The 20868-nt window shown below is 71.2% G+C and carries 14 protein-coding genes; 6 read left to right on the top strand and 8 right to left on the bottom strand.

The annotated features are described in order from the left end of the window. The first annotated feature begins 151 nt into the window (after positions 1-151). On the top strand, positions 152-1609 hold the full coding sequence (locus GT755_RS28315) for a stealth family protein (protein ID WP_161482604.1): 1458 nt from the start codon (positions 152-154) through the stop codon (positions 1607-1609). On the opposite strand, the gene GT755_RS28310 is transcribed toward GT755_RS28315, so the two are convergent. Genes GT755_RS28310 through GT755_RS28300 form a run of 3 tightly spaced genes read right to left on the bottom strand, consistent with a single transcriptional unit; the run spans position 1587 to position 6744 of the window. Next, on the bottom strand, positions 1587-4511 hold the full coding sequence (locus tag GT755_RS28310; RefSeq protein WP_161482603.1) for a bifunctional glycosyltransferase/CDP-glycerol:glycerophosphate glycerophosphotransferase: 2925 nt from the start codon (positions 4509-4511) through the stop codon (positions 1587-1589). The genes GT755_RS28315 and GT755_RS28310 overlap by 23 nt on opposite strands. Then, complete coding sequence (locus GT755_RS28305) at positions 4508-5800, bottom strand: polysialyltransferase family glycosyltransferase (protein WP_202610578.1); 1293 nt, start codon at positions 5798-5800, stop codon at positions 4508-4510. Before GT755_RS28305 ends, GT755_RS28310 begins: the two co-directional genes overlap by 4 nt. Next, positions 5797-6744, bottom strand: a complete 948-nt coding sequence (locus tag GT755_RS28300; protein ID WP_161482602.1) for a glycosyltransferase family 2 protein — start codon at positions 6742-6744, stop codon at positions 5797-5799. The genes GT755_RS28305 and GT755_RS28300 overlap by 4 nt, the downstream gene beginning before the upstream one ends. Positions 6745-6927: 183 nt before the next feature. Between GT755_RS28300 and GT755_RS28295 the strand changes: the two genes are divergently transcribed. From GT755_RS28295 to GT755_RS28285, 3 genes are all read left to right on the top strand, one after another. Continuing rightward, positions 6928-8232, top strand: coding sequence for an FAD-binding protein (locus GT755_RS28295; RefSeq protein ID WP_161482601.1), 1305 nt, complete (start codon positions 6928-6930; stop codon positions 8230-8232). Continuing rightward, positions 8229-8963: an SDR family NAD(P)-dependent oxidoreductase gene (locus GT755_RS28290; RefSeq protein ID WP_161482600.1), complete on the top strand. Its 735-nt coding sequence runs from the start codon at positions 8229-8231 to the stop codon at positions 8961-8963. The genes GT755_RS28295 and GT755_RS28290 overlap by 4 nt, the downstream gene beginning before the upstream one ends. Before the next feature lie 68 nt (positions 8964-9031). Next, entirely contained in the window at positions 9032-9832 is an 801-nt protein-coding gene (locus GT755_RS28285; protein WP_161482599.1) for a polysaccharide deacetylase family protein, read from the top strand. Here the strand turns inward: GT755_RS28285 and GT755_RS28280 are convergent. From GT755_RS28280 to GT755_RS28270, 3 genes are read right to left on the bottom strand one after another with little or no spacing between them, the layout of a single operon-like run. Further along, entirely contained in the window at positions 9730-10971 is a 1242-nt protein-coding gene (locus tag GT755_RS28280; RefSeq protein WP_161482598.1) for an acyltransferase family protein, read from the bottom strand. The genes GT755_RS28285 and GT755_RS28280 overlap by 103 nt on opposite strands. A gap of 25 nt (positions 10972-10996) precedes the next feature. Further along, a complete protein-coding gene (gene guaA / locus GT755_RS28275; protein WP_161482597.1) occupies positions 10997-12544 on the bottom strand; it encodes a glutamine-hydrolyzing GMP synthase in 1548 nt (515 codons plus the stop codon). Positions 12545-12583: 39 nt separating this feature from the next. Further along, on the bottom strand, positions 12584-14140 hold the full coding sequence (locus GT755_RS28270; protein ID WP_161482596.1) for a succinic semialdehyde dehydrogenase: 1557 nt from the start codon (positions 14138-14140) through the stop codon (positions 12584-12586). A gap of 97 nt (positions 14141-14237) precedes the next feature. Between GT755_RS28270 and GT755_RS28265 the strand changes: the two genes are divergently transcribed. Next, the gene (locus GT755_RS28265; protein WP_161482595.1) at positions 14238-16133 is read left to right on the top strand and encodes a protein kinase domain-containing protein; all 1896 of its coding nucleotides are present in this window, start codon (positions 14238-14240) and stop codon (positions 16131-16133) included. Positions 16134-16171: 38 nt separating this feature from the next. Beyond that, complete coding sequence (locus tag GT755_RS28260; protein ID WP_161482594.1) at positions 16172-18268, top strand: beta-propeller domain-containing protein; 2097 nt, start codon at positions 16172-16174, stop codon at positions 18266-18268. On the opposite strand, the gene GT755_RS28255 is transcribed toward GT755_RS28260, so the two are convergent. Together GT755_RS28255 and GT755_RS28250 are read right to left on the bottom strand one after the other, a co-directional pair. Then, positions 18265-20007: a glycerol-3-phosphate dehydrogenase/oxidase gene (locus GT755_RS28255; protein WP_161482593.1), complete on the bottom strand. Its 1743-nt coding sequence runs from the start codon at positions 20005-20007 to the stop codon at positions 18265-18267. The two genes, GT755_RS28260 and GT755_RS28255, sit on opposite strands and share 4 nt — an antisense overlap. Before the next feature lie 32 nt (positions 20008-20039). Next, positions 20040-20861 carry an alpha/beta fold hydrolase gene (locus GT755_RS28250; RefSeq protein ID WP_161482592.1) on the bottom strand — a complete coding sequence of 274 codons (822 nt, stop codon included), beginning with the start codon at positions 20859-20861 and terminating at the stop codon, positions 20040-20042. Positions 20862-20868: the final 7 nt, after the last annotated feature.

The following is a 20868-nucleotide window of genomic DNA, read 5'->3' as shown; positions in this document are numbered from 1 at the left end:
ACCATTGCCCTGACGTGGGCAAAGCCCCCGCCAACGCCCTCAGGCGTCCGGTAGGGTCGCCGCATTCTTCGGGGGGAGAGCCATGCCGGTGTCTACGTTGTACCGACAGCTTCACAGCCGCCTGACAGCGCGCGAGCCGATGCCGCCCAGGGTGGCTCTGATCAGGCAGGACGCCAGTCCCGCGCAGGCTTCGCGGGAGACGTTCGACCTGATCTGCCGATCACTGTCCGGATCGGCGATTCCGTTCTTCTGTGTACGGCCCATGCGCGGCCGTCCACCGGTCATCGCGGTGCGCACGACGTACCGGCAGAGGGCCATCAGGTCGTTGGCCCGGCACGGGCTCTACGGCGCGCGGCTGCCGGGAGGCCGGCACAAGGTCAACGAGCTGGGCAAGATCCGGCAGTTGCGCCGCAACGACATGGGCGACGCCAAGGCGATCCGCCTGTGGCTCTACTACGCCAGCCCGTCACGCACCCTCACGCTCGGTCCCGAGTCGGGCGTCGACCTGGAGTTCTGGCAGCGTGAGGGCGAGATGCTGGTGGCGCCGCGGCCCAACCGCGTGTGCGAGGCGGTGCCCGTCCACGAGGAGACCGTCGACGCGCCGGAGTCGCTGTTCAACCGGCTGGTGTCGGAGTCGGCGCGGGTCTATCCGACGCGCCCGGAGTTCACCCGCCGGCTGGTCGACGACGTCGACTTCCCGATCGACGCGGTCTACACCTGGGTCGACGGCAACGACCCGGAGTGGCGGGCCCGCAAGGAGCTGGCGCTGACCGGCGGCCTGAGCGACCTGGCCACGAGCGAGGCCCGTTTCGTCAGCCGCGACGAGCTGCGCTACTCGCTGCGCTCGCTGCTGACGTACGCGCCCTGGATCCGGAACGTGTTCATCGTGACCGACCGGCAGAAGCCGTCATGGCTGGTCGAGGACGACCGGATCCGGATCGTCGACCACCGGGAGATCTTCGCCGACCAGTCGGTGCTGCCGGTCTTCAACAGCCACGCGATCGAGTCGCGGCTGCACCACATCGAGGGCCTGTCGGAGCACTTCCTCTACCTGAACGACGACTTCTTCCTGGGCAAGGTGCTCTACCCGGAGACGTTCTTCGAGGGCAACGGCATCACCCGGTTCTTCCCGTCGATCGCGCAGGTCCCGTTCACGCTGAACGAGGACAACCCCGTCCACCAGGCCGGCATGAACAACCGCCGGATGCTGGAGGAGCTGTGCGGGCGCACGCTGACGCAGAAGATGAAGCACGTGCCCTACGCGCTGCGCCGGTCGTTGCTGTTCGAGCTGGAGGAGCGGTTCCCGGCCGAGTTCAAGACGGTCTCGGCCAGCCGGTTCCGCCGGGCGAGCGACATCTCGACCGCGTCGTCGCTGGCCCACTACTACGCCTACCTGACGGGCCGGGCGCTGCCGGGCCAGATCGACTACACCTACGTCGACCTGGCGCTGCCGAAGACCCCGGCGAAGCTGCGCCGCATGCTCGCCAACCGCGAGCACGACGCGTTCTGCCTGAACGACACGGCGCCGACGACAGCGGACCAGGACGCCGCCCTGGCCCGCTTCCTCGACGCCTACTACCCGACGCCTACGCCATTCGAGAACCACTGAGCAGGATGTCGACCACCCGGGACGACGCCCTCCCGTCGTCCCACGGGCAGAACTTCTGCCGGAACGTCCGGTAGGCCGCGGGCACCGCGGCCTCCCTGATGGCGTCGATGGTCTCGTCGGTGGTCCTGGTCAGCGGCCCCGGCGCCTCGGCGGTGAAGTCGAAGTAGAAGCCGCGCAGCGTGTCGCGGTAGCGCTCCAGGTCGTAGGTGAAGAACACCATCGGCTTGCCGGTGCAGGCGAAGTCGAACATGGCCGAGGAGTAGTCGGTGACCAGCACGTCGGCCGCCAGGTAGAGGTCGGCGATCTCGGGGTAGCCGGTCACGTCGATCGCCGGGGCCTTGATCTTCGGCCGGTCGGTGATCAGGTGGTGCGCCCTGACCAGCACGACGTGGTCCTTGAGCGCGAACTGCATGCGGGCCAGGTCGAGCTCCATCGACAGGCGGCGCCTCTTGCCCCGGTGGAGGTCGTCGCGCCACGTGGGGGCGTACAGGACCACCTTCTTGCCCGGCGGCACGCCCAGCCGCCTCCTGACCGCCATGGAGCGGTCGGCGAAGAGCAGGTCGTTGCGGGGGTAGCCGGTCGACAACACCACGCCCCGGTAGCCGAACGCGCGCCGCATGATGGGCGTCGAGAACGGGTTCGGGGAGATCAGCAGGTCCCACTGCGGCACGTCGCGGGCCATCCAGTCGAGCAGCTCGGTGCGCCGGAACGGCAGGTCGCGCAGGTCGTGGCCGAGTTTCTTGAGCGGCGTGCCGTGCCAGGTCTGCAGGTAGGTCTGGCCCGGCGGCTTGGTGTACCAGTTCGGCTGGGTGCGGTTGCCGACCAGGTAGCGCGCCGTCGCCAGCGCGTGCTCGTGCTCCTTGGAGCCGTGCAGGACGACCCGGGAGTCCTCCGGCGTCTCGAACGAGCCGTCGCGGGTGACCCAGACGTACTCCAGCGGCAGGTCCCGCGACCGCATCTCCTCGAAGATCGCACGCGGGTTGCACGAGGCCAGCCGGCCGCCGTAGGCGTCGAAGACGACGGTCTCCCTGATGGGGTTCTTCCTGAAGTGCCGCACGGTCCCCCGCAGGCGGCGTTCGGCGAACCGGCCCCGTTCGTCGTCCTCCAGCGCGGGCTGCACCACCACCAGGACCTCCCCTTCCAGCTCGGTGCGGAACGACACCCGGTGCACGCCGATCCGGCGCGGAGACGGCGACACCCCCACGCGCAGGCGAAGGGGTGTGCCGTCGGTCTTCCTGATGCGCCAGACCCCCACCCGGGCGGGCGGGGTGATGAGGACCCGGCCGTCGTCGCCGGGCCGGTGGATCGTCTTCTGGAACACGAGCCGCTGCCTCTTGCGCGTGGTCACCGCGATCCGGTCGCCGCTCCACTCCACCCAGGCGTGGCCCCGGTCCTTGACCGGCCGCCGCAGCACCAGCCCTTCCTCGGTCAGGCTCGGCTGGTGCGCTCCCCCGGGCGGATAGCGCCGGTACCCGGTGTCGGGATGGGCCTCCGGCACGCCCTTCCTGACGACCTCGCCGTCGCGCACCGAGCAGTGCAGGTTCCAGCGCCCGCGCGGCACGTCGGCCAGGTCGATCGACGCCTCGAACCCGGCGTCGTCGTGGCAGGTGGCCGACTGGCCCGAGTCGGCGGTGGCGTCCATCCGGGTCACCCGCCGCACCTCCAGCGGCAGCCGGACGCCCTCGCGCTGGAACCACACGTCGATCGTGGTGCGCGAGCTGTCGAGGTGGGTGATGTAGGCGTAGCCGCGGGCGGTCATCCGGGTCCCGTCCATCTCCACGCCGTCGACGACCGCCTTGAGCTGGAAGTCGACGGAGGGGTCGTACACCGAGTCGGGGATGCCCTTCGCCGGGTCGCGCAGGTACGGGTAGTCCATGAACCAGCGGCGGCGTTTGAACCAGCCGTGCCGGACCGCGCCGGCGTCGCTCAGCGACGCGCGGCGGAACATGCGGACCTCCCGCAGTTCGGGCACCATCCGGTTGGCGGCCAGGTGCAGCTCCAGCCGCCGGATCGACGGCTGCCTGGCGATGGCCTTCGGGTGCAGCACGCCCAGGGTCTCGGCCAGCGAGTCGAGCAGCGCCTCCTGCTCCGCGCCCTCGGCCGTCTCCAGCGACTCCAGCAGGAACGACAGGTCGAACTCGGTGACCAGCAGGTCGTGCTTGGCCCAGAGGCGGGGCGCGTGCTCGTTCAGGAACTCCGACACCTGCCGCATCGAGGCCAGCCGGTCGAGCACGTTGGCCGGCTCGGTCCGCCGCTGCGAGATCGAGCCCGACCGGACGCGCCAGTGGTAGACGACCTCTTCGAGCACGTCGGTCGAGGTCGACAACACGTGGGCCGGGATGGTGACCGGCGAGTCCTCGTAGCGCCGGGCGGGGAACTCGAAGCCGTGCCGGTCCCAGAACTCGCGCCGGAACACCTTGTTCCAGATGGTCCGGTCGGCGAGCAGCGCGTGCCGCCGGCGGATGTGGGTGCCGGTGACCGTGGCGGCGAACGCCTCGGCGTGCCCGGCCGAGGGCCGCAGCCTGCCGCCGACGATGCGTTTCACGTTCCCGCAGGCCAGGTCCGAGCCGGTGGCCTCCAGGCTGCCGACGAGCGAGGCGTAGGCGGTGCGCGGCAGCGTGTCGTCGCCGTCGGCGAACGCCAGGTAGGTGCCCCGGGCCGCCCGCGCCCCCGCGTTGCGGGCCGGCCCGAGGCCCCGGTTCTCCTGCTCGATCAGCCGGAACCGGGGATCGGCGGCGACCTTCTCCTTGGCGATGACGGCGCTGCCGTCGGTGGAGCCGTCGTCGACGAGCAGGTATTCGATGTCCTTGAGCCGCTGCTTGGCCAGCGAGTTGAGGCAGCGCGGCAGGAACTCGGCGACGTCGTGGAAGGGCACCACGACCGAGAGCGTCGGCCGGGTCATCCGGTCACCAGCCGGCGCGCGTGGCGCAGCGCCCGCCGCCAGAGCGACGGCCGGGGCGCCTTCTTGATCAGCCCGTACTGGGTCAGGCGGCGGCGCGGGAAGTAGCGCCAGCGCACGTCCTTGCGCAGCTCCCGGACGGCCGCCTCGGCGCTGGCCCGCAGGTGGGGCATGCGCTTGCGCTGGGCGCAGTAGACCACCCCCTCGACGAGCCGGGGCAGCAGGTCGGGCTCGACCGGGGCCGGGACCAGCGCGCCGGTCCGGGTCAGCTCGGGCACGCTCGCGTCCACGATCGTCACCGCGACCCGGTTGCTGTTCTCGTAGGGCTTCATCCGCTCCAGGACACGCGGGCAGCCGACCGTGGCGACCGGGATGCCGAAGTAGTGCCGGGCGGTGATCAGGCCGGTCGAGAAGGTGCCGACGACCAGGTCGGGCCGGTAGGCGGCGAAGCACGTCTCGGCCGGCACCGACTCGGGCACCACGGTGAGCTGCACCCCGAGCTCGTCGGCCAGCGCCTGGATGCCGCGCACCTGGCGGCGGCCGGCCGACGGGTGCGGCTTGAACCGGACGGTGGTGAAGCCGCGGGCGGCGACGCCGTGCAGCATCGCCTCGTGGATGGCCTGCTCCTCGTCCCACGAGATGAGCCCGGCGTCGGACATGTACTGGCTGAGCAGCAGCGCCCCGCCGCGCCCGCCGACCGGCGTGACCGCGCTGACCTTGCCGACGATGTCGCGGAAGGCCACGTCGGGCACCGCGACCGCGGGGACCTTGTGCTCGGCCAGCATCAGCGGGCGCATGCCCTCGATCAGGTCCAGGTAGAGCAGCCGCTCCACCCGCGCCCCCAGGTCGCCGGGGATCGCGTCGCGGGTGGGGCCGTAGCTCATCAGGCCCTCGGAGTAGACCGTGATCGGGCAGCCGGAGAAGATCTCCACCAGCCCGCGCGCCGGATAGGCGCCGATCGACTCGACGACCAGCTCGTCGGGGGCGTGCCCGTCGAGCAGCCGCTGCGTGAGCAGCCGCCGCAGCAGCGGCCCCTGCTCGGGCCGGACCCTGACGCGGACGGGGTGGTAGGGGGCGATCAGTTCGTTCCAGAAGTGCACGTGGTCGAACCGGTCGCCGATCGCCTCGAAGGCGGGCGTCCGGTGCAGGGGGGAGATCAGCTCGGGTACGGCCACGTTGCTCGACACGAGCAGCACGCGCCGCCCGGCCGGGCCGAACAGACCGGCGTCGATGGCCGCGGCCAGCGTCATCGCCCCGAACAACGTCGAACAGTAGAAAAGCTGGGTTTTCACGGCAGGAACCTCCTGAGCAGCTTCTCGCGGGCGTGGCCCAGCGTCGGCAGGACCACCGCGAGGGCGTCCGGCGGGACTTCCCGCAGGGCGGCGGTGGCCCGGGTGTCGAAGGTGGCCGCGACGTCGGGGCGCAGCCGCCGTCGCAGCTTGTGGTGGTAGGCGATCAGCGCGCACAGGTTGTGCGTCGCCTTGCGGACGAACTCCGGGTCGTCTCCGTCGAGGTCGTGGATGACGCCGAGGTAGGCGTCCAGGAAGTGCAGTTGCCGTTCGTCGCCGACCTGGGTGAGCGAGGCCTTGAGGCCGCGCCGGTAGAACACGCCGGTCAGCGAGGCGACGGCGTAGGTGGCGGCGTGGAGGTGGAGGCGCCACACCCAGGCCCGGTCCTCGGCGGTGGCCAGCGCGGGGTCGAACGTGAGCAGCCCCTGGTCGGCGAGGGAACGCCGGTAGACGCCGGCCCACGGGACCGGGTAGTCGACCATGCCGAGACGGCCCATGCCCGTGATGCCCGCACGGCCCGGGAAGACGACCCCGCGCCGCTGTTCGGGCGCCCGGCGCACCTCCCGGGTGGTGCCGGTCACCCGCACGTGGTCGACCCGGACGAAGTCGCAGCCGAGCCGTTCGATGGCGGAGACGAGCTGGGGAAGGTAGCCGGGGGCGTACCAGTCGTCGCCGTCGAGATAGGTGACGTACGTCCCGCTCGCCGCCGAAAGGCCCAGGTTGCGGGCCGCGGAGACGCCGGAGGAGGCGTCCCGGCCGATGACGGTCAGCCCCGGCAGGTCGCCCTTGAAGCTTTCGGCTATCTCCCTGGTCGCGTCGGCCGAGCCGTCGTCGACGACGATGAACTCGAAGTCGGCGCGCGCGTTGGCGCGCAGGGAGGTCAGGGCGTCGGCGATGTGGCGTTCGCCGTCCCTGACGGGAACGATCACCGAAAGGGTGGCGGCCATCCGGGGCAACTCCAACGGGCGGAACGGTGCGGTTACCCCGTAACCCTGCCGGTCACCGTGAGTCACGACCGATCTCTTGACCCATCCTTGAGGCGCAGGTCACCCGCCCGTGGGGGGTGCGTGCTCGCGATCCCCCGAATGCCGGGATAACGTGACGCGATCGGTCAATCACGGAGAGAGTCGATGGCGAACAAGACGATCCTCACCGGCTGGGGCCGTACCTCCCCGAGCGCCGCCGAGTTGCTGCGGCCCGGCGCCGAGGCGGAGCTGACCCCGCTGGTGCTGGCGCCGGGCGGGCGCGGGATGATCGCGCGCGGTCTCGGCCGCAGCTACGGCGATCCGGCGCAGAACGCGGGCGGGCTGGTGCTCGACATGACCGGCCTCGCCGCGATCGGGCCGGTCCGCGACGGCTACGTCACGGTCGAGGCGGGAGTGAGCCTCCACCGGCTGATGCGCGAGCTGGTGCCCGAGGGCTGGTTCCCGCCGGTCACCCCGGCGACCCGGCAGGTGACCGTGGGCGGGGCCGTCGCGGCCGACATCCACGGGCGCAACCACCACGCCGACGGCTCCTTCGGCAGCCACGTCACCGCCCTCGACCTGCTCGGCGCCGACGGCGTGACCCGTACGCTCACCCCCGACGACCCCGACTTCTGGGCGACCGTCGGCGGCATGGGCCTGACCGGGGTGATCACCAAGGCGACGATCCGGCTCACTCCGATCGAGACCTCCCGCATGATCGTGAACACCTGGAAGTGCGCCGACCTCGAATCGGTGATGACCCGGCTGACCCAGGCCGACCTCGCCCACCGCTACACCGCCGCCTGGGTCGACTGCCTGTCCCGGCAGGGCCGGGGCGTCGTCGAGGGCGCCGACCACGCGCGCCAGGGCGCGGCCCGCTCGTTCCGGGCCCGGGGCTTCGAGGCCTCCCCGGGCTTCCTGCCGGTCGGGCTGCTGAACCGCCACACCATGGGCCTGGTCAACCGGGGCCTCTACGCCACCACGAAACGCGAATCGACGCAGGTCAGGCCGCTGGCTTCGTTCTTCCACCCGCTCGACAGGGTGGGTCACTGGAACCGCCTCTACGGTCCGCGCGGGCTGGTGCAGTACCAGTTCGTGGTGCCGCTGGGCGCCGAGCAGACCCTCATGAAGATCGTCGAACGCATCAGGCGCAGCCACGCCGCGTCGTTCCAGACCGTCCTCAAGCGCTTCGGGCCGGGCAGCGGCGGCTGGCTCTCGTTCCCGACGCCGGGATGGTCGCTGGCGCTCGACTTCCCGACCACCACCAAGGGGCTGGCCTGGCTGCTCGACCGGCTCGACGAGCTGGTGGCGGAGGCGGGCGGGCGGGTCTACCTGGCCAAGGACTCGCGGCTGCGGCCCGAACTGCTGCCGGTGATGTATCCGGGGCTGGCCGCCTTCCGGGAGCGCCGGCGCCAGCTCGATCCGCGCCTGGTCTTCCAGTCAGATCTCGCCAGGAGGTTGTCGTTGTGAAGAACGCGTTCGGCGAACCGCAGAGCCTGCTGCTCGTCGGCGGGGCCTCCGAGATCGCGATGGCGACCGCGATGCGGCTGGTCCGCCGCCGGGTCCGCCGGGTGATCCTGGCCGGGCGTCCCTCGCCGGCCCGCGACGCCGCGGCGGCGCGGCTGGCCGAGGCGGGCGCGAGCGTGGAGACGGCCGACTTCGACGCCTTCCGGGTCGAGGAGCACGCCAAGGTGATCGGCGACGTGTTCGCCGACGGCGACGTCGACGTGGCGCTGGTGGCCTGCGGCCTGCAGGGCGACGCCGAGCTCGACCCGCTGAAGGCGGCCGACGTGGCGATGGTCAACTACGTCGGGGCGATGACCGCCGCGATCGTCTGCGCCGACGCGATGCGCCGGCAGACCCACGGCGCGCTCGTGGTCTTCTCCTCGGTCTCGGCGGGCCGCCCGTCCCCCTCCGATTTCCTGTACGCCTCCGCCAAGTCGGGCCTCGACGCCTTCGCCCGCGGCCTGACCGAGGCGCTGCGCGGATCCGGCGTGCACGTCATGGTGGTCCGCCCCGGCTTCGTCCGCAGCCGCATGACCAGGGGCGTCACCCCGCCCGCCATCGCGACGAGCCCCGAGACGGTGGCCGGGGCGATCCTCGACGGCCTGCGCGCGAAGTCGGAGGTGGTGTGGGTGCCGGGGATCCTCGGCCAGCTCACCCGGCTGCCCGGTTCGATCGTCCGTCGCATCACGGGATGACAGGGCTCAGAAAACTCCCAATAACAGGCGTTACGCTTCGGGCTTGAGTGATTCCCGAGGAGTCTGTGATGCGCCGTCTGATCCCCGCCCTCGCCGCCTTAGCGTTGGTGGTGACCCTGCCCGCCGCACCCGCCGCGGCGGCGCCCAAGAAGGCACCCAAGAAGCCGTTCTGCGCCACCCACAAGTGTCTGGCGCTGACCTTCGACGACGGTCCGGGGCCCTATACGACCAGGTTGCTGGCGACGCTCAAGAAGTACGACGCCAAGGCCACGTTCTTCGTGATCGGCCGTGAGGTGAACAGGAACCAGGCGCTGCTGAAGAGCATCGCCAAGGCCGGTCACCAGATCGGCAACCACACGTGGTCGCACCCGTGGCTGACCGAGCTGACCCGCACCGAGGTCTACGACCAGGTCAACGAGACCCACAAGCTGATCAAGAAGGTGACCGGCAAGGCCCCGACGGTGATGCGCGCCCCCGGCGGCCTCACCGACGACACGGTCCGCGAGATCGCCGCCAAGTTCGGCATGGTGCTGATCCCCGGCACCACCTCGACCGGCGACTGGGTCGTGGAGAACCGCCAGGTCGGCCTGCTGACCTCCAAGGCCCTCGAAGTGGCCGGGCGGGGCGAGGTCATCCTGATGCACGAGACCGTCAAGCAGACGGTCGACTCGATGCCGAAGGTGCTGGCCACGCTGAAGAAGCAGGGCTACCACTTCGTCACGGCCTCGACCCTGCTCGAAGGGGTCAAGCTGACGCCCGGCCAGTCCTACCCCGAGCCGCCGGCCGCGCCCGAGGGCAGCGACGACGACGGCCAGTTGCTCGAGGACGAGGACGATCCGTTCGGCGGCCAGCCCGCCGGCGAGGTCTGACGCTTCCTCACGAGGCGCCTGCCCAGTCGCTGGGCGGGCGCCTCGACCCATGTGTAGGTCGCCCAGCTGACCAGCAGCAGCACCCCGAGGTAGCCGGCGGCCAGCAGCGCCCGTTCCCACACGGGCTTGGACATCATGTGGCCGAACAGGATCGGCACCATCCGCAGGATCGGGTGGTGGACGAGGTAGACCGAGTAGCTGATCAGCCCGAGCCAGACGACCACCCTCGGCCACGTGCGGTGGCGCAGCGCCCGCCCGGCCCAGAAGGTGGCCCCGGCCAGCACCAGCGTGGTGATCCACACCGGCGGCTGCACCCACCACCAGCCCGCCGCGATGGCCCAGGCGGGGCTGACCGCGACCAGGACGGCGGCGGCGAACACCGGCCAGAGCGGCCCGGTGCCCTTCTCCCAGCGGTAGATCGCGGTCCCAGTGAACATCATCGCGAGGATCGCCGCCCCGAACCACGGCACGTACGACGACCCGATCAGCAGCACCACCGCCATCACGCCGAGGACCAGCGCGGCGGCCGTCTGGAACCGCCCGCTGAACAGCCCGGCCATCCCGGCGACGAACACGACCCCCGACACGACGGCGGGCCACGGCCCCGGCAACCACGGCGCCCCGATCACGATCCCGGCGGCCACCGCGAGGCCGCCGAACGCGACGGCGTACCACCCGCTGAAGCGGTGCACGCCCTTCACGAACAGGGCCGTCACGACGAGGTAGAACACCATCTCGTACGACAACGTCCACATCGGGTCGGCCAGCCCGCCCACGTGGACCACGTCGAGCAACATCGAGACGTGCGCGAGCACCCCGGAGGCGTCACGGGGCACCTGCTCCCGGATCGGCACCCAGAGCCCGACCAGCAGCGCGATCGCGCACACCACGAGGTAGAGCGGGTAGAGCCGGAACAACCGGCTGGTCCAGAAGGCCCGCACGTCTCCCCGCCCCTCCAGCGAGGCGGGGATGATGTAGCCGCTGACCAGGAAGAACACGACCACGCCGTACATGCCGATGTTCATGAACGTCGGCCGGAGCGGCGGATAGACCCACGGGAGCAGGTGTTCGGCCACCACGGCGAGCGCGCCAATGCCGCGCAACGCGTCAAGCCAGGCCAGGCGGTTAGACGTGGTCACCGGGGCCAATCTACCCCGACTGCGACTATTCCCACTCGATGGTGCCCGGCGGCTTGCTCGTGACGTCGAGGGTGACCCGGTTGATCTCGCGGACCTCGTTGGTGATCCGGGTCGAGATGCGGGCCAGCACGTCGTAGGGCACCCGCGACCAGTCGGCCGTCATGGCGTCCTCCGAGCTCACCGGCCGCAGCACGACCGGGTGGCCGTAGGTGCGGCCGTCGCCCTGCACGCCCACCGACCGCACGTCGGCCAGCAGCACCACCGGGCACTGCCAGATGTCGCGGTCGAGCCCGGCGCGGGTCAGCTCCTCACGGGCGATGGCATCGGCCTCGCGCAGGATCTCGAGCCGGTCGTGGGTGACCTCGCCGATGATCCGGATGCCGAGCCCCGGCCCCGGGAACGGCTGCCGCCACACCATCGCGGCCGGCAGGCCGAGCTGCTCGCCCGCGCGCCGCACCTCGTCTTTGAACAGGGCGCGCAGCGGCTCGACCAGGTCGAACTGGAGGTCGTCGGGCAGGCCGCCGACGTTGTGGTGGCTCTTGATGTTGGCGGTGCCGGTGCCGCCGCCCGACTCGACCACGTCGGGGTAGAGCGTGCCCTGCACCAGGAAGTCGACCGGCCCGTCGGCCAGGATCGCGCGCTGCTCGTCTTCGAAGACCCGGATGAACTCCCGGCCGATGATCTTGCGCTTCTCCTCGGGGTCGGTCACCCCGGACAGCGCCTTGAGGAACCGCTCGGCGGCGTCGACGACGCGCAGCTTGACCCCGGTGATCTCGACGAAGTCACGCTCAACCTGCTCGGCCTCGCCCTTGCGCAGCAGCCCGTGGTCGACGAACACGCAGGTCAGCCGGTCGCCGATGGCGCGCTGCACGATCGCGGCGGCCACCGCGGAGTCGACCCCGCCCGACAGGGCGCAGATGGCCCGGCCGTCGCCGATCTTCGCCTTGACCGCCTCGACGGCGTCTTCGACGATGTTCAGCATCGTCCAGCTCGGCCGGCACCCGGCGGCGTCGAGGAACGCCTTCAGCACCTTCTGGCCGTGGTCGGTGTGCATGACCTCGGGGTGGAACTGCACGCCGTAGAAGCCCCGGTCGGGGTGTTCGAACCCGGCGACCGGCGTCTCCTTGGTGGAGGCGGTGACCGTGAACCCCTCGGGGGCCTGGCTGACCGAGTCGCCGTGGGACATCCAGACCTGCTGGGCGGCCGGCAGCGTGCCGAACAGGCGGCCCGGCTCGACGACGGTCAGGTCGGTGCGGCCGAACTCGGCGACCCCGGTCTTGGCGACCGTGCCGCCGAGGGCCTGGGCCATGACCTGGAAGCCGTAGCAGATGCCGAACGTCGGCACCCCGGTCTCGAACAGCCCCTCGGGGGCGGCCGGGGCGCCTTCGGCGTAGACCGAGGAGGGCCCGCCGGACAGGATGATCGCCTTGGGTTTCTTGGCCAGCATTTCGGCCACCGGCATCGTCGAGGGGACGATCTCGGAGTAGACCTGGCATTCACGTACCCGGCGGGCGATCAGCTGGGCGTATTGCGCCCCGAAGTCGACGACCAGGACCGTGTCGAACTCTGACACAGGAGGACTCCCTGAAGATGAACCGGCGGTAGCGCCAGTCTACTTAAGGCGGAGTCTCTTCATTCCCTTGAGCAGGGTGACCAGGGTGTCCGCATATGTCTCGTAAGGCATGCCGAGGATGGGGTCGAAGCCGAGCCAGGCCGCCTGGGTGGAGATCGTCTGGCTCTCGGTGAACTTGGTCAGCCCCTCGTCGCCGTGCCGGCGGCCCAGGCCGGAGTTCTTCATCCCGCCCATCGGGGAGTCGAACGAGCCGTAGGCGGAGGCGTAGCCCTCGTTGACGTTCACCGTGCCGGCCTTGATCCGGGAGGCCAGGGCGCGGCCCTTGGCCGGGTCGCCGGTCCAGACGGAGGCGTTGAGGCCGTAGGCGGTGTCGTTGGCCAGCTCCAGCGCCTCGGCCACGGTGCGGAACCGGTAGAGGGCGACGACCGGGCCGAAGGTCTCGGCGCGGCACAGGGCCATGTCGTCGGTGACGTTCTCGAGGATGGTCGGCTCGTAGAAGAACGGGCCCAGGTCCGGGCGGGCCCGGCCGCCGGTGACGACCGTGGCGCCCTTCTCGACGGCCTCGTCGACGTGGGCCGAGACGGCGTCGAGCTGGCGCTGGGAGGTCAGGGAGCCCATCTGGACGGCCCAGTCGTGGCCGGGGCCGATGGTCATGTTGCCCACGGCGCGGGCGAACCGCTCGGTGAAGGCGTCGTAGACGGCGTCGTGGACGTAGAGGCGCTCGATCGAGACGCACAACTGGCCGGCGTTGGTGAAGCAAGCCCTGATCGCGCCGGCGGCGGCACGGTCGACGTCGGCGTCGTCCAGGACGATCATGGGGTTCTTGCCGCCGAGCTCCAGGGAGCAGCCGATGAGCCGCTTGGCGGCGGCCTCGGCGACGCCCCGGCCGGCCCGGGTGGAGCCGGTGAAGGCGACGTAGTCGGCGTCGTCGATCAGGGGTTCGCCGACGTCGGCCGGGTCGCCGACGACGACCTGCCAGATCTCCGGCGGCATGCCGAGCTCGGTGAGCAGGTCGATGGTCCACAAGGTGGACAGGGGCGTCTGGGTGTCGGGCTTGTGCACGACCGCGTTCCCCGCGATCAGGGCCGGCACGACGTCGCTCACGCCGAGCGACAGGGGGTAGTTCCACGGGCTGATGAAGGCCACGACGCCGCGCGGGTGGCGTACCTCGACGGTCCGGGTGGCCAGCGGGAACGGGCCCCGGCGGGCGCGCGGGGCGAGCAGGCCGGGGGCCTTGCGCACGTAGTGGAGGCTGCTCGCGGCGACGTCGAGGACCTCCTCGTAGGCGTGCCGGCGCGCCTTGCCGGTCTCCCACTGGATGACGTCGAGCAGGTCGGCGCGGCGGTCGAGGATCGCGTCGTGCAGCCGCTCGAACGGCCTGATCCGGTCTTTGACCGGCAGCTCGGCCCAGGCCTCCTGGGCCTCCCGCGCCTGCCGGTAGGCCCGGCGCACGTCCTCGGCCGACGAGATCGGCACCTCGGCCAGCGGGGCCCCGGTGAAGGGCGCGACCACGGTCCGCGTCTTGCCCTCCGACGTGACGTGACGCAGGAGACGGTCGAGCAGCGCGGGGTCGGGCACCCGGAGTTCACCAGCCATGAAAGCGAGACTATTCCGGAGCGAAGCTCATGACTACCGGCCGGTACGGTCAATTCGCAACGCCGTGCCGCCGACGTGATGGGCCACAATTCGAGTCATGGCGACTCCCTTACGCCCGTCCGACCCGCGTGTGCTCGGCGGCTACCGGCTGGAGGCGGTCCTGGGGGAAGGCGGCCAGGGCATCGTCTACCTGGGGGCCGGTCCCGACGGCGGACGCGTGGCGATCAAGTGGCTGCGGCCGGAGCTCGCGCAGGACCAGACGATGGTCCGGCGGTTCCTGCAGGAGGTCAGCACGGCCAAGCGGGTGGCGCCGTTCTGCACCGCGCAGGTGATCGACGTGGGCGCCGAAGACGAGCGGCCCTACATCGTGAGCGAGTACATCGAGGGCGAGTCGCTGGCCCAGGCGATCCCGCGGAGCGGGCCGCGTACGGGCAGTTCGCTGCACCGGCTGGCGATCGGCACCGCGACGGCGCTGGCGGCGATCCACCAGGCCGAGATCGTGCACCGCGACTTCAAGCCGCCGAACGTGATCCTCGGGTCCGACGGCCCCCGGGTGATCGACTTCGGCATCAGCAAGGCCCTGGGCAGCCACACGGCGCTGACCTCGACGATGATCGGCACCCCCGCCTACATGGCCCCCGAGCAGCTCGCCGGGGGCCCGGTCGGGCCGGCCGCCGACCTGTTCTCGTGGGCGGGCACGATCGCCTACGCCGCGACCGGGCGGGCGCCGTTCGGCAACGACACGATGCCGGCGGTGATCAACCGGGTGCTGCGGATGCCGCCCGACCTGGGCGACGTCCCCCAGCCGCTGCGGGGCATCCTGCTCGACTGCCTGAACAAGAACCCGGCGCTGCGCCCGACCGCGCGCGAGGTGATCGACCGGCTGCTGGTCAGCGATCCGGCGACGGCGCGGGCGACGGTCCCGCAGGTCTTCCGGGAGAAGCGCGGGTTCCCCACGCTGGCCGTGGTCACGGCCGCGACCGCGGTGGCGGTGATCGCGGCCATCGGCGGGGTGTGGGCCGCCACCACGAACAGCGCCCCGCCCTCCCCGCCGGTCACGACCTCGGCGGCCCCGCCGCCCCCGGCCTCCCCCAGCCCCCGGCCGCCGGTCACCATCGACATGGACGACACCACGGCCGTGGCGCTGGAGCGGGCCGACGACCCGGCGTACCTGTCGATCTTCTGGGTCGACCGGGAGAAGTGGGACGCCTACGTCCGCGAACCCGGCAAGGCGACCTTCACCCGCCACTCCTACGTCGACGCCGCCCCCAGCCCCACCGCCGACCGGCTGGCCGGGATCCCGTGGGAGTACGACGCCGACGACCGCGACTCGCTGAAGATCACCAACGTGTCGAGCGGCACGACCGTGACCGTCCAGACGGTCGCCAAGCCGCGCACCACCAACTACGTGCACTGGTCGCCCGAAGGCGACCGGATCCTGCTGACCATGCGCGAGAAGGTCGGCGAGAAGACGACGACCAAGGGGTTCGTCGTGGTCGACGTGCCGGCCGAGACGGCCCGGATCGTCGAGGTGCCGGGCCTGACCGAGGACGCCGCGTTCGCCTGGACCGGCGACGGCGACACCATCGCGGTGATCGTCGCCGACAAGGAGACCCGTGTCCCCCACGTCTACGACCTGCAAGGTAAGGAACTGAAGACCCTGCCGGAGATCGGCGGCACCCTCACCGACCCGCGCGACCTGTTCACCGCCGAAGGCGGCGCGTTCGTGGCCACCTGCGCGGACAAGACGGTGACCCTGTGCGTCTGGGACACCGCGACCGGGGCGGTGCTGGAGGAGTTCGAGTCGGGCTGCGACACCGTGCTGGGCTGGTGGGACACCACCCACATCTTCTGCACGGCCACCGGAGACGACGACGAGGACGCCGTGGTGGTCACCGACCTGAAGGGGACCGAGACCCAGACGCTGGTCCGGGCGACCGACGCGGCGATGGACAAGCTCTACTTCCGCAGCGGCTACCTGCGGCGCGGCTAACGCCCGAACCGAGGCGGCCCGCGATCCGTCTTGTGGGCATGACCACCTCGATTCGCGTGGCGGGCGCCATCGCGATTGCCCTGCTGGCGACGGCCTGCACGCCGGGTGCCGCCCCGTCGCCCGATCCGGTGACGCCGATCAACCTGACGTCGAACATCAAGCTGGTCGCGTTCGACGACTGCGACAGCATGCTGGAAGGGCTGCGCGCGGCCGCGGTCAAGCACGCCCAGAGCTTCCAGGTGATGCCGATGGCGATGGCGGAGGCGGCCGACACCGCCCGGTCCACCGCGGGCGCCGGCGCCCAGACCCATTCGACGACCAACGTCCACGAGGCCGGGGTCGACGAGCCCGACCTGGTGAAGACCGACGGCGAGCGTGTCGTCACGGTCAACCGCGGCGTGCTGCGGGTGATGGACGCCGCCTCCGGCAAGGTGACCGGCACGTTGCGGCTGGTCACCGAGGAGCAGTCGTGGGCCGAGGCGAACCTGCTGGTGGCCGGTGACCGGGCGCTGGTGCTGTTCAACAACGGCGGGTACCTCCCGGCCGCCACCGCCCGCGTGGCCGACGGGCCCATGATGCTCGCCTCGCCCCGTTACGTCATGGTCGATCTGGCCGGTCCGCCGAAGGTCCTCGCCAGCATGTCCCCCGCCAACGCCATCCACGTCGACGCGCGCATGGTCGGGACCACGGTCCGGATCGTGGTGCGCAGCGAGCCGCAGGTGCCGGTGCCCGAGTACGACGGCGACATGACCCAGAAGGAGATGCTGGAGGCGGTCAAGGAGACCTACCGCAAGGCGCCCCTCGACGCCTGGTTGCCCAAGTACGAGATCGAGTCGAACGGCCAGGCCACCCAGGGCGCGGTGAAGTGCGAGAACGTCAGCCACCCGGCCGACTTCACGGGCCGGTCGCTGGTGACCGTCCACACCCTGGACCTGAACGGCTCGTTCGGCACGACCGAGCCCATCAGCGTCGCGGCCGACGGCGACACCGTCTACGGCACCCAGGACAGCCTCTACGTGACGAGCAACCCGCTCTGGTGGGGCGGCTTCTTCCCGATGCCGCTCGCCGAGGAGGTCGACCCTATGCCGGTCGCCGAGGCGGCCCCGGCGAGCCCGGTGGCCCCGTCGCCCGACCCCGACATGCCGACCCAGATTCCCGACCCCGGCAAGGTCGCGCCCGAGGCGCAGCCGACGCCGAGCGGCGCCGAGAAGGTCACCCCCACCGCCGAGGTCGTCAGCCCCTCGCCCTCCGGGAACGAGGACACCGTGCCGGAGGTCGTGCCGGTCTCCGAGCGCACCGAGGTGCACCGGTTCGACGTCACCGGCACCGGCGTGCCGCGTTACGTCGCCTCCGGATCGGTCCCCGGGCGGCTGCTGAACCAGTACTCGATGTCGGAGTACGACGGCCACCTGCGCATCGCCACCACCACGACGCCGCGGGCCCAGGAGGAGAAGTCGGAGAGCGGCGTCTACGTGCTGAAGGCCGACACCCTCGCCGCGACCGGCCAGGTGACGGGCCTGGGCAAGGGTGAGCGCATCTACTCGGTGCGGTTCATCGGCCCGGTCGGCTACATGGTCACCTTCCGCCAGGTCGACCCGCTCTACACCCTCGACCTGCGCGACCCGCAGGTCCCGAAGGTCACCGGCGAGCTGAAGATCACCGGTTTCTCGGCCTACCTGCACCCGGCGGGCGACGGCCGCCTGATCGGCGTCGGCCAGGAGGCCGACACGAAGGGCCGGACGAAGGGCACCCAGGTCTCGCTGTTCGACGTCCGCGACCCGGGCGCCCCGGCGGTGTTGTCGCGCTACCACCAGGAGGACTCGGCCACGCAGGCCGAATGGGACCCGCACGCCTTCCTCTACTGGCCGCAGGACGGCCTGGCGCTGATCCCCCTGGCCACCTGGGGGGCCGACTACTACGACGGCTCGCAGGCGCTCGTGCTGAAGGTCGGCGAGACGATCGAGAAGGCCGGCGTGATCACCCATCCGAAGCCGGGCGTCCCCAACCTGCCGCTCGACCCGTCGATCAGGCGCAGCGTGATCATCGGGGACACGGTCTGGACCTTCTCCGACCTCGGCGTCAAGATCAGCGACAAGGCGACCCTGGCCGACCGGGCCTGGGTGAAGTTCTTCTAGAGGGGTTTGCGGTCGGGCGCGGCCACCGGGACGATCTCGGGAGCGCCGATGGTGATCGCGTCGGCCTCCTGGTCGGTGTCGGTCTCCTGGGCGGCGCGCTCGGCCTCGATCCGCTTGGTGTAGTACTCCACCTCACGTTTGACCTGGTCGTCGTCCCAGCCCAGCGGCCCCGCGAGGAGCTGGGCGACCTCCTCGGCGACGGCCAGGCCGCGGTGGAAGGTCTCGATGGAGATGTGGGTGCGCCGGCTGAGCACGTCGTTGAGGTGCCGGGCGCCCTCGTGGGTGGCGGCGTAGACGATCTCGGCCCGCAGGTGGTCGTCGGCGCCGGTCAGCGGCCGGGCCAGGCCGGGGTCGTCTTCGATGAGGGCCAGCACCTCGTCCATCATCGAGCCGTAGCGCTGGAGCAGGTGCTCGATGCGGGCGACGTGCAGGCCCGACTGCTGGGCCAGCCGGTAGCGGGAGTTCCAGCGGGCCTGGTAGCCCTCGGCCCCCACGAGCGGGACGGTGTCGGTGCACGAGGGCGGCACCCGGGTGGCCAGGCCGTGGACCACCGCGTCGACGGCGTCGGCGGCCATCTTGCGGTAGGTGGTGAACTTGCCGCCCGCGACCAGCACCAGCCCCGGCACCGGGTGGGCGACGACGTGTTCACGCGACAGTTTGGACGTCTGCTCCGACTCGCCGCGCAGCAGCGGCCGGAGGCCGGCGTACACGCCCTCGACGTCGTCTCGGGTCAGCGGGACCGCCAGCACCTCGTTGACGTGGTCGAGGACGTAGTCGATGTCGGTCCGGGAGGCCGCCGGGTGGGCCAGGTCGAGGGTCCAGGCGGTGTCGGTGGTGCCGATGATCCAGTGGCGCCCCCACGGGATCACGAAGAGCACCGACTTCTCGGTGCGCAGGATGATGCCGGTCAGTGAGTGGATGCGGTCGCGGGGCACCAGGAGGTGGATGCCCTTGGAGGCCTTGACGTGGATCTGCCCGCGCCCGCCGACGAGCTCCTGGATGTCGTCGGTCCAGACCCCGGTGGCGTTGACGACCTGCCGGGCCCGGATGTCGATCTCCTCGCCGGTCTCCAGGTCGCGGACCCGGACGCCGGTGACCCGCTCCCCCTCCCGCAGGAAGCCGACCACCTGGGTGCGGGAGGCGACGTGGGCGCCGTAGGTCGCGGCGGTGCGCAGCAGGGTCATGACGTAGCGGGCGTCGTCGACCTGGGCGTCCCAGTATTGGACGGCCCCCTTGAACGCGGTCTTCCGCAGCGCCGGGGCCAGCCGCAGCGCGCGGGTGCGCGACAGGTGGCGGTGCCCCGGGACGCCCCGGGTGAAGCCGAAGGAGAACCCCAGCGAGTCGTAGAGCATCAGGCCCGCGCCCACGTAGGGCCGCTCCCAGCCCGCGTGGGTGAGCGGGAACAGGAACGGCACCGGCCGCACCAGGTGGGGGGCGATGCGCTGGAGCAGCAGCGCCCGCTCCTGGAGCGCCTCCCTGACCAGCTCGAAGTTGAGCTGTTCGAGATAGCGCAGCCCGCCGTGGATCAGCTTGGACGAGCGCGAGGAGGTGCCCGAGGCGTAGTCGCGCGCCTCCACGAGCCCCACGGAGAGCCCCCGCGTGGCGGCGTCGAGCGCGACGCCCGCGCCCACCACGCCGCCCCCGACCACCACGACGTCGAGTTCCTGCGCGGCCATCTGCGACAGGGCCGCGTAGCGTTCCGCCGGCCCCAGCCGCCCCGTCCCCATAAGCGCGGTCATGGGTTCAACTCTCCCTTTGTACGGCTATGCGCCTACCCCTGTCGTCCTACCCATCCTGTCAGGATCGGCAGCACCACCGCCGACCGCATGGCGCCCATGTGGTCGAGGCCGTCGAGGACCCGTACCTCCCAGCCCCTCGCCTCGATCTCGTCGCGGTTCCGGAGCAGCGGGCCCGCGATGTCGACGGTGACCCCGCCCCATTTGTCGCTGTAGACGATGGTGTCCTGCGACCCGGCGAAGCAGAGCCTCGGAATGTCCAGCGTCACGGCCCGGTCGTCGAATTCCTGGAGTTCCCGGTAGAGGGCCATGAACTGGCCGGTCTGGGCCGGGTCGGCCGTCGGCGTGGCACTGTCCCAGTCGCCGGGAGCGACGTCCACGGCGGGCGGTTCGGGGTTCTTGGCGTACTCCCAGGCGGTCTCGGTGACGACGAGCATCTCCCGGTAGGGCCCGCCGATCGGCGGGTAGCCGCCCATGACCAGCGTGGTCACCCGGTCGGACCGGACGGCGAGCTGGAGCCCCGCCATGGCGAGCCAGGAGTAGCCGTAGTAGGCGAAGGTCCCGGCGCCCGCCGCGTCGGCGACGGCGAGGAGGTCGCCGACCACGTTGGCGGGGGTCAGGTCCTTCTTCGGCACGGCCAGGCAGTGCCCCTCGTAGTCGAAGGCGACGACCCTGAACCGGTCTTTGAGCCCCTCGATCAGGTTGAACCCGAGATCGGGCTCGCCTCCCCAGGCGCGCACGGCCTCGGTCGCCGGACCGTCTTCGGCCGGTCTCGGATTCACCGGCAGCAGCAGGGCGGGCCCCTCGCCGTGGACCTCGACGTCGATCCGGGCGCCGTCGTGGAGGGTGGCGAACATGGGCGAT

The organism is Herbidospora solisilvae (assembly GCF_009901565.1).
GTDB classification, from domain to species: Bacteria; Actinomycetota; Actinomycetes; order Streptosporangiales; family Streptosporangiaceae; genus Herbidospora; species Herbidospora solisilvae.
This window is presented reverse-complemented; position numbering and strand designations above follow the sequence as displayed.